Genomic DNA, 10,702 nt, shown 5'->3' with positions numbered 1-10,702 from the left:
CCGTTCACTGGACATGATCGTAGGTATCTACGCGATTCTCAAAGCTGGAGGAGCCTACGTGCCGATTGATCCGGAATATCCAGCAGACCGCATCCGCTTTATGCTGGAGGATTCGGGCGCGAAGCTAGTCCTGACGCAATCACATCTGGCGGAGCAAGCCTCGCTGAGTTTCGACGGTCAGGTGCTGGTGCTGGATCGTGAGGACATTTACCACAAAGACGGCTCGAATCTGGAGCCACTGGCTGGGCCACACCATGTCGCCTATGTCATCTATACGTCCGGCTCCACGGGAAAACCGAAGGGCGTGATGGTGGAACACCATTCCGTGCTGAACCGGATTTTGTGGATGCATGATCGGTACGGCTTGAGTGCGGAAGATACGATCCTGCAAAAGACCGCCTTCACGTTCGACGTGTCGGTGTGGGAGCTGTTCTGGTGGTCGCTGGTCGGCTCGAAGGTGAGCTTGCTGTCCGTGGGCGGGGAAAAGAACCCGGAAGACATCGTCGACACGATTGCCCGCGATGGCGTGAGCACGATGCACTTTGTACCGGCCATGCTGCATGCGTTCCTGGAGTATGTGGAGCAGCAGCCACGGGAAGTGATGCAAGCGAAGCTAGCAACGTTGCGTCATGTCTTTGCCAGCGGCGAAGCATTGCCATCGCAGCATGTGGCACGATTCCAACGGCTTGTGTCAAGCCTGGCCGGAGCGAAGCTGATCAACCTGTACGGCCCAACCGAAGCGACGGTGGACGTATCGTACTTCGATTGCGAGCCGGATAAGGAATATGCGGTTATTCCAATCGGGAAACCGATTCAAAACATTCGTCTGTACATCGTGAAGGAAGGCACGGAGCAATTGCAGCCGATTGGGGTGGCGGGTGAGCTGTGCATCGGCGGTGTCGGCGTAGCCCGCGGTTACCTCAACCGTCCGGAGTTGACGGCCGAGAAATTTGTGAAAGATCCGTTTGCCGGCGGGGAAGCAGGCTATGAACGGATGTACCGCACAGGCGATTTGGCGAGATGGATGCCGGACGGCAACATTGAATATCTGGGCCGGATCGACCATCAGGTAAAAATCCGGGGCTACCGGATTGAGCTGGGCGAGGTCGAAACGCAGCTGCTCCAAGTGGAATCGGTACGTGAAGCTGTCGTCATGGCTCGTGCAGACGAAACGGACCAAAAACAAATGGTGGCGTACTATGTCGCCGGACAAGAAATGGGTGCCAGCGAGCTGAGAAGTGAGCTGGGCCGGGAGCTGCCAGGCTACATGGTGCCATCGTACTTTGTACAGCTGGAAAAGATGCCGCTGAGTCCCAATGGCAAAATTGACCGCAAGGCCCTGCCGGCACCAGAAGGCAGCCTGCAAAGCGGAGCCGACTATGTCGCACCGCGGACGTGGGTGGAAGTGAAACTGGCGCACATTTGGCAGGATGTGCTGGGCCTCACGCAGGTCGGTGTGAAGGAGAACTTCTTCGAGATTGGCGGACACTCGCTGCGGGCGACGACACTGGCCTCGAAGATTCACAAGGAGCTGAACAAGCCGCTTCCACTGCGCAGTATTTTTGAAGCACCAACCATTGAACAACTGGCAGTCGTACTGGAACAGCTGGATCAAGTAACATATGCGTCTATTCCGGTAACAGAAGAACGCAGCTTCTACCCGTTATCTTCAGCGCAAAAACGACTGTATGTGTTGCATCAGTTTGATCCAAGTGATGTGAACTACAACATGCCGTCGGTGCTGCAAGTGAGCGGCCCGCTGGATGTGAAACGAGTAGAAGATGTGTTCCGTCAATTGATCGATCGCCATGCAACCTTGCGTACCCGCTTTGAGCTAGTGGACAATGAGCCGATGCAATGGGTTGAGGACACCGTGCCGTTCGAGGTGGAATATACGAAGGTACAGGCAGAGAGTGCGACTTCGGATACAGATCAGGACACATCTATAGCTACAGCTACGTACACGAGGGTTAGCCAGGAAGCACAAGAACGGGTCCGGCAGTTTGTCCGTCCGTTTGATCTGAAAGCTGCGCCGCTGCTGCGGGTAGGCTTGGTGGATCTGGGCGCACAAGGAGCAGAGCAGGAACCACAGTATCTGCTCATGCTCGACATGCACCATATCGTTTCGGATGGTGTGTCGATGGAGGTACTGACCGATGAATTTGTCCGCTTGTATGGCGGTGAAGAGCTATCGCCATTACGGATTCAGTACAAGGATTATGCGGTATGGCAGCAAAGCGAAGCCCATCAGGAATGGATGCAGCGTCAGGAAGCGTACTGGCTGGGTACCTTCCGGGACGGAGTGCCTGTGCTGGATCTGTCAACCGACTTTGACCGTCCGGCGGTACAAAGTACGGCAGGGGATACGATCGAATTCGGACTGGAGCGTGAAGTTAGCGAACGCCTAAAAGAACTGGCTTCGCAAACAGGTTCAACCCTGTATATGGTGCTGCTGGCGGCGTACACTACGCTCTTGCACAAATACACAGGCCAAGAAGATATCGTAGTCGGCACGCCGATTGCCGGAAGACCGCATGCGGAACTGGAGAGTCTGGTAGGTGTCTTCATCAACACGCTGGCGATCCGCAATTATCCGTCTGGCGATAAATCATTCCTGGATTATCTGCAAGAGGTCAAAGAGCATGCGCTTAGTGCTTATGAGCATCAGGACTATCCTTTTGAAGAGCTGGTTGAACAGCTGAATTTAACGCGGGATACGAGCCGAAATGCGCTGTTTGACACGATGTTTGAGTTGAAAACATTAGAGCAGCAGGAGTTGCAGTTGGAAGGTCTGACCCTGAATTCGTATCCGCTGGAAAATAATACGGCCAAATTTGATCTGAGCTTGGAGGCAATAGAGCAGCCAGAAGGCATTCTGTGCCGTCTGGAATACAGCACGGCGCTGTACAAGCCTGAGACCATTACGCGATTGGTACATCATTTTACTGAACTCGTACGTGCAATTACACTGCATCCACAACAGCCACTGGCAGCTTTGGATATGGTACCTGCCGAGGAAAAAGCACAAATCATCCATGGATTTGGAGATGTGGGGGTATCGGATGTTGCTGTAGTTGAAGCAGGAGCCTTCTTCCACACCTTTGTGGAAGAACAGGCACAGCTTGTGCCGGATCACGTGGCAGTGGTGTACGAGGAGCAGCAGCTTACGTACCGTAAACTGAACGAGCGCGCGAACCAATTGGCGCGGAGATTGCGAAATGAAGGCGTTGGACGCGAGTCAATTGTCGGCATCTTGAGTGAACGCTCGGTCGACATGCTGGTCGGTGTATTGGCGGTGTGGAAGGCTGGAGGCGCCTATGTACCGCTGGATGCAGACTATCCGTCCGAACGTATTCGTTTCATGCTGGAGGACAGCGGTGCGACGGTACTGTTGACCCAGACGGGCTTGCAGGAGCGTGCACAAGTATGGCTGGAGGAAAGCCGACAGGCCTTTGTCGGAGGGCAGTTTGAGGCCGAGTTAGAAACAGCGGCTGGAGCTGAAACGATGGAATCAGGTACTCTCCATGGAACGCTGAATGGAACAACAGCTTCGCCACCTGATAGCGAAGCAGCATCCGAACTGGCAACGGGATTGCGTCTGCAGACGATGCTGGCGTTGGACGATGAGTCACTGTGCACCGGAGATACGACGAACGTCGATTACATCAACGACCCGCAGGATTTGGCGTATGTCATTTACACCTCCGGGACAACCGGACGTCCAAAGGGTGTCATGATCGAACATCACAGTTTGGTGAATACGGCTGCGGCGTATCGTCGGGATTACCGTCTGAGCGAGTTCCCAGTACGACTGCTGCAGCTGGCGAGCTTCTCCTTCGACGTATTCGTCGGGGATATCGCGCGAACGCTCTATAACGGCGGCACGATGGTCATCTGTCCGAAAGACGACCGGATTGATTTTAGCCGTTTGTACGGATGGATTCATGATTATCAAATTACAGTGTTCGAATCGACCCCGGCCCTGATCGTACCGTTTATGCAGCATGTGCATGAACAGGGGCTGGACATGAGCAGTCTGGAACTGCTGATCACCAGCTCGGATAGCTGCAGCGTGACGGATTACCGGGTACTGCAAGAACGGTTTGGCGCAGATATTCGTATTATTAATAGCTACGGCGTCACGGAAGCGGCGATCGACTCCAGCTTCTACGACGAAGAACTTTCGAAGCTGCCAAGTAGCGGCAATGTGCCGATTGGCCAGGCGTGGCTGAATGCCCGCTTCTACATTGTGGACAGCCAGCTGAATCCGGTGCCGATCGGCGTACTGGGCGAGCTGTGCATCGGCGGAGCCGGGGTAGCACGGGGATACTTGAACCGTGCAGACCTGACGGCCGAGAAATTCGTAGCAAATCCGTATGTACCGGGTGAACGATTGTACCGCACAGGCGATTTGGCGCGGTGGATGCCGGACGGCAATGTGGACTTTATCGGCCGGATGGATGATCAGGTCAAAATCCGGGGCTTCCGGATTGAACTGGGCGAGGTGGAAGCACAGCTGCTGACCGTGGATGGCATTCAGAAAGCCATCGTCACCGCCTGGGAAAACGAAGACGGAGACAAGGATTTGTGTGCGTATGTCGTAGCCTCTGCGGCGCTGAATTTGCCAGAGCTGTGCAACATGCTGCAGCCCAAGCTGCCGGGTTATATGATCCCGACGTATGTCGTACAACTGGATCATTTCCCGCTGACACCGAACGGAAAAATTGACCGCAAAGCGTTGCCTGCACCGGAAGCGCGCCTCGAAGGAGGCACGGCGTACGTGGCGCCGCGCACATGGCTGGAAGAGCAACTGGTACGTATTTGGCAAAGCGTTTTGAATCATCGCCAGATAGGCATCCAGGATAACTTCTTTGAAGTGGGAGGACATTCTCTGCGCGCGACAACACTGATGGCGAAAATCCATCAGGAGCTGAATCACAAGCTGGCCTTGCGAGATATTTTCCAATATCCGACGATTGAGCAACTGGTACAGGTGATGGGTGAAGATCAGACCCAGCAAACGTATGTATCTATTCCTGTTGCGGAGGAGCGCGCATATTATCCCGTTTCCTCGGCGCAAAAACGGATGTACGTGCTGAGTCACCTAGAAGGCGGAGAGGTTAGCTACAATATGCCAGGCGCTTTGATCATTGAAGGTTCCTTGGATAAAAAGCGACTGGAGCAAGCCTTCCGCCAGCTGATTGTCCGTCATGAAGCCCTGCGAACTAGATTCGAGATGGTGGATGGTGAGGTGATTCAGCGGATTGAATCCAGCGCACCATTCAGCGTGGAGCATGTACAAGCAAGCGAAGAGGAGACCCCGCAGTACGCACAGGACTTTGTACGTGCATTTGATCTCGCACAAGCACCGTTGCTGCGGGTTCAGTTGATCGAAAATGGAGCGGGGCGTCACGTCATGCTCTATGACATGCACCATATTATTTCGGATGGCGTCACGGAAGGAATTATCGTGCAGGAGTTTTCTCAATTGTATGAAGGCAACGAACTGACGCCACTGCGTATTCAGTACAAGGATTATGCCGTTTGGCAGCATGCAGATATGCAAAGTGAACGCCTACGTGCGCAAGAAAGCTATTGGCTGAACACGATGTCTGGTGAAATCCCGGCGCTGGATATGCCAACGGATTTTACAAGACCTGCTGTACAGCGTCTGGAAGGAACTCGATTTGAGTTTGCGATCCGCATGGAGGACAGCGAGCAGTTGAAACAACTGGCCGCGCAAACCGGATCCACCTTGTACATGGTATTGCTGGCAGCATATAGCACGCTTTTGCATAAATACACGGGTCAAGAGGACATTATCGTCGGCACGCCGATTGCCGGAAGACCGCATGCGGAACTGGGGAGCCTGGTAGGCGTATTCCTCAACACGCTGGCGATCCGCAATTATCCGTCTGGCGACAAAACATTCCTGGACTACCTGCAAGAGGTCAAAGAGCATGCGCTCAGTGCGTATGAGCATCAGGAGTATCCTTTTGAAGAGCTGGTTGAAAAGCTGAATTTAACGCGGGATACGAGCCGGAATGCGCTGTTTGACACGATGTTTGAGTTGAAAACATTTGAACAACAGGAGTTCGAGCTGGAGGGTCTGACCTTTAAAACGTATCCGACGGACAATCCTACGGCCAAATTTGATCTGACCTTGGATGCAGTGGAGCAGCCGGAAGGCATTCTGTGCAGTCTGGAATACAGCACGGCGCTGTACAAGCCTGAGACCATCGCGCGATTGGCACAGCATTTTACCGAACTTGTTCGTGCAATTACCCTTCATCCGCAGCAGCCACTGGCAGCTTTGGATATGGTAACCGTCGAGGAGAAGGCACAAATCATCTACGGTTTTGGAGATGTGGGAGTATCGGATGTTGCTGCTGTTGAAGTAGGAGCCTTGTTCCATACCTATGTGGAAGAACAAGCGCAGCTTGTACCGGATCACGTGGCGGTGGTGTACGAGGAGCAGCAGCTTACGTACCGCACACTGAACGAGCGTGCGAACCAATTGGCGCGGAGATTACGGAATGAAGGCATTGGACGCGAGTCGATTGTTGGCATTTTGAGTGAACGTTCGGTGGACATGCTGGTCGGTGTGCTGGCAGTGTGGAAGGCCGGCGGTGCATATGTGCCGTTGGATGCAGACTATCCATCCGAACGTATTCGTTTCATGCTGGAGGACAGCGGTGCGACGGTGCTGTTGACCCAAACGGGCTTGCAGGAGCGTGCACAGGTCTGGCTCGAAGAAAGCCAACAGGCCTTGGCCGGAGGGCAGACTGAGGGCGAGTTGGAAACAGTGGCTGGCACTGTAACGATGGAATCAGATACACTCCATGGAACCCTGAACGGAACAGCAGATTCGTCACCTGACAGCCAAGTAACATCCGAACCTTCAACGGGACTAAGTTTGCATACTGTACTGGCGCTGGACGATGAGTCGCTGTACATCGGAGACACCACCGATATCGATCACATCAACGAGCCGCAAGATCTGGCGTATGTGATCTACACCTCCGGGACAACGGGACGTCCGAAGGGCGTTATGATCGAGCATCGTAGCTTGGTCAATACAGCTACGGCCTATCGTCGGGATTACCGTTTGAACCAGTTCCCGGTACGATTGCTGCAACTGGCAAGCTTCTCCTTCGACGTATTCGTCGGGGATATCGCACGGGCGCTTTATAACGGTGGCACGATGGTCATCTGTCCAAAAGATGATCGGATTGATCCAAGCCGTTTGTATGGTTGGATTCGCGAGTATCAGATTACAGTGTTCGAATCGACTCCGGCCCTGATCGTACCGTTTATGCAGCATGTGTATGAACAGGGACTGGACATGAGCAGTCTGGAATTGCTGATCACCAGCTCGGATAGCTGCAGCGTGACGGACTACCGGGTGCTGCAAGAACGATTTGGTGCGGATATCCGCATTATGAACAGCTACGGCGTCACGGAAGCGGCGATCGACTCCAGCTTCTACGACGAAGAACTGTCGAAGCTGCCAAATAGCGGCAGTGTGCCGATTGGTCAGGCGTGGCTGAACGCACGCTTCTACATCGTGGACAGCCAGCTGAATCCGGTGCCGATCGGCGTGCTGGGCGAGCTGTGCATTGGCGGTGCTGGGGTTGCACGGGGCTACCTGAACCGTGCGGACCTGACGGCCGAGAAGTTCGTAGCGAACCCGTATGTTGCGGGTGAACGATTGTATCGCACAGGCGACTTGGCGCGGTGGATGCCGGACGGCAATGTGGACTTTATCGGCCGGATGGACTATCAGGTCAAAATCCGGGGCTATCGAATCGAGCTGGGCGAGATTGAAACGGCGATCCAGCGGGTGCCGGGCGTGCGTCAAGCGGTAGTCATCGACCGGACGGATGAGCGTGGGCACAAGTACTTGTGCGGATATATCACAGGAGAAGCAGAGCTGCGGATCGAGGAGGTACAGGCCGAGCTGGAAGCAGGGCTGCCAGCACATATGGTGCCTGCACGTTTGATGCGACTGGAGACAATCCCACTGACCCACAATGGAAAAATCGACCGCAAAGCGTTGCCGGAACCGGAAGGAAGCATCCATACCGGTGCAGCCTATGTGGCGCCGCGTACCACGGTGGAGCAAGTACTGGCTGCAGTGTGGGCCGGAGTACTGGGCGTGGAAGCGGTAGGCACGCAGGATAACTTCTTCGAGCTGGGTGGCGATTCGATCAAAGCTTTGCAAGTATCATCTCGATTGCTGCAAGCAGGTTATCGACTGGAGATGAAAGACCTGTTCAGTCATCCAACCGTGTCTGCCTTGGCACTGAAAGTCCAATCGGTGACCCGATTGGCAGATCAGAGCGAAGTGGTGGGCGCTGTGAAGCTGACACCTGTTCAACAATGGTTCTTTGAGCAGAACCTGACGGATGCTCATCATCATAACCAGTCCATCATGCTGCATAGCAAGGACGGTTTTGATGAAACGGCCCTGCGCACGGCGATGGATCAAATCGTTAGCCATCACGATGCTCTGCGTATCATTTTCCGTCCTACAGAGTACGGATATGAAGCCTGGAACCGCGCGATTGGGGAGGGCGAGCTGTATACGCTGGAACGGGTGGACTTCAGAAATGAGTCTGAGGTATCTGCGGCGATCGAGGCCAAAGTGAATGAGATTCAGGCGGGTATTCATCTGAGCGAAGGACCGCTGGTGAAGCTGGGGCTGTTCCATTGTCCAGATGGAGATCATTTGCTGATGGCGATTCATCACTTAGTGGTGGATACCGTATCCTGGCGCATTTTGTTCGAGGATATTACGACCGCCTATGAGCAGGCATTGCACGGACAAACGACTCGTCTTCCGCACAAAACGGATTCGTTCCGCACCTGGGCTGAGGGCCAGTCTCAATATGCGAATAGTCCGGCATTGGCAGCAGAACTCGCATTCTGGCAGGAAATGGAACAGGGCGTATATCAGCCGCTTCCAAAAGACGAATCCCATTCTCATTCCTTGAATAGGGACAGCGAGAACATGACAGTTACGTGGACAGCTCAGGAAACGGAGCAGCTGTTAAAACAAGCGCATCGTGCCTACAACACGGATATGAATGATTTGCTGCTTACCGCATTGGGACTGACGATTCATCGCTGGGCGGGTCTGGAACGAGTGCTCGTGAGCCTGGAAGGTCATGGACGGGAATCCATTTTGCCAGAACTGGATATTACGCGCACTGTGGGCTGGTTTACGACCCAATTCCCGGTTGTGCTGGATATGAGCGTGGGCCAAGACCTTTCACGGCGCATCAAACATGTGAAAGAAGGGCTACGCCGCATTCCGCAAAAGGGCATTGGCTACGGTATGTTGAGATACCTGTCCGCAGCACGTGAGTCAGAGCGTTTTGTGACCGAACCTGAAATCAGCTTTAACTATTTGGGACAATTTGACCAAGATATGCAAAATCAATCCATTGGCGTATCTCCTTACGCTAGCGGTGCAGAGCTTAGCGCCCATGCAGCTAGAACGCACACGCTAGATATGAACGGACTGATTTCGGAAGGCGAGCTGCAATTGACGATCAGCTACAGCAAGCAGGAATATCGTCGTGAAACGATGGAGCAGCTAGCTGAAGAGTTTAGAATCAGTTTGCAGGAAATCATTGCGCATTGCACCAGCCGCAAACAGCAGGAGCTGACGCCAAGCGATGTCATGCTCAACAATGTAACGATGGCCGAGCTGGATCAGTTGGTAAAGCGGACTCGTGACATGGGGGAACTGGAAAATGTATATGCGCTGACGCCGATGCAGAAAGGCATGTTGTTCCATAGTCTGATGGATGCAGCGTCAGGTGCTTATTTTGAACAAACGACCTTTGATTTGCACGGACGCTTCCAAGCGGATATTTTCCAGGATAGCTTGAATCATTTGGCGCAGCGGCATGAGATCTTTAGGGCCAATTTCATCAGCGGTTGGCAGGATGAGCCTGTGCAGGTTATTTTCCGCCGCAAGGATGTTGGTTTCAAATGTGAAGATTTGCGTCATTTGGGTGAGCAGGAGCGTGACGCGTATGTGAAGGAATTTATTCGCAAGGACAAGGCAGCCGGATTCGATTTGTCCCGGGATGCGTTGATGCGCGTGGCGATTTTGCGAACAGGTGACGAGGATTATTATTTTGTGTGGAGCTCTCATCATATTTTGATGGATGGTTGGTGTGTGGCGTTGGTCACGGATGAGGTGTTTGAGGCTTATTTTGCAGCCGTGGAGCATAGACAGCCGAAGCTTGCCCCCGTGACTCCATACAGTCAGTATATTGAGTGGCTTGAAGCACAGGATGTAGAAGCAGCAGCTTCCTACTGGAAGGATTATTTGCTCGGCTATGATCAGCAAACGTCGATTCCGACCGGAAAAGTAGGCGTGAAAGCGGACGGTGCACAATTTGAGCATATCCTGTGCGATCTGGGCAAGGACTTGACCGGACGTATGGAAATGGTGGCCAAGCAGCACCACGTGACCGCGAATACATTGCTGCAAACAGCCTGGGGATTGCTGCTCCAAAAGTACAACGGTAGTGATGACGCTGTTTTTGGCGGTGTAGTGTCTGGTCGTCCAGCGGATATTCCGGGGATCGAAAATATGGTGGGCTTGTTCATTAACACCATTCCAATACGTATCCGCAGTGGAGCTGAGGACACCTTTGCCGACCTGATCAGAACGAATCAGAAG

Annotated in this window: 1 protein-coding gene; it reads left to right on the top strand. The window is 53.6% G+C overall.

Going from position 1 to position 10,702, the window contains the following annotated elements:
* Positions 1-10,702 (top strand): non-ribosomal peptide synthetase (locus tag AC5ELV_RS26010; RefSeq protein ID WP_493432425.1); only part of this gene is annotated, 10,702 nt, incomplete at both ends.

Source organism: Paenibacillus sp. NMA1017 (genome assembly GCF_058895805.1).
This window is presented reverse-complemented; position numbering and strand designations above follow the sequence as displayed.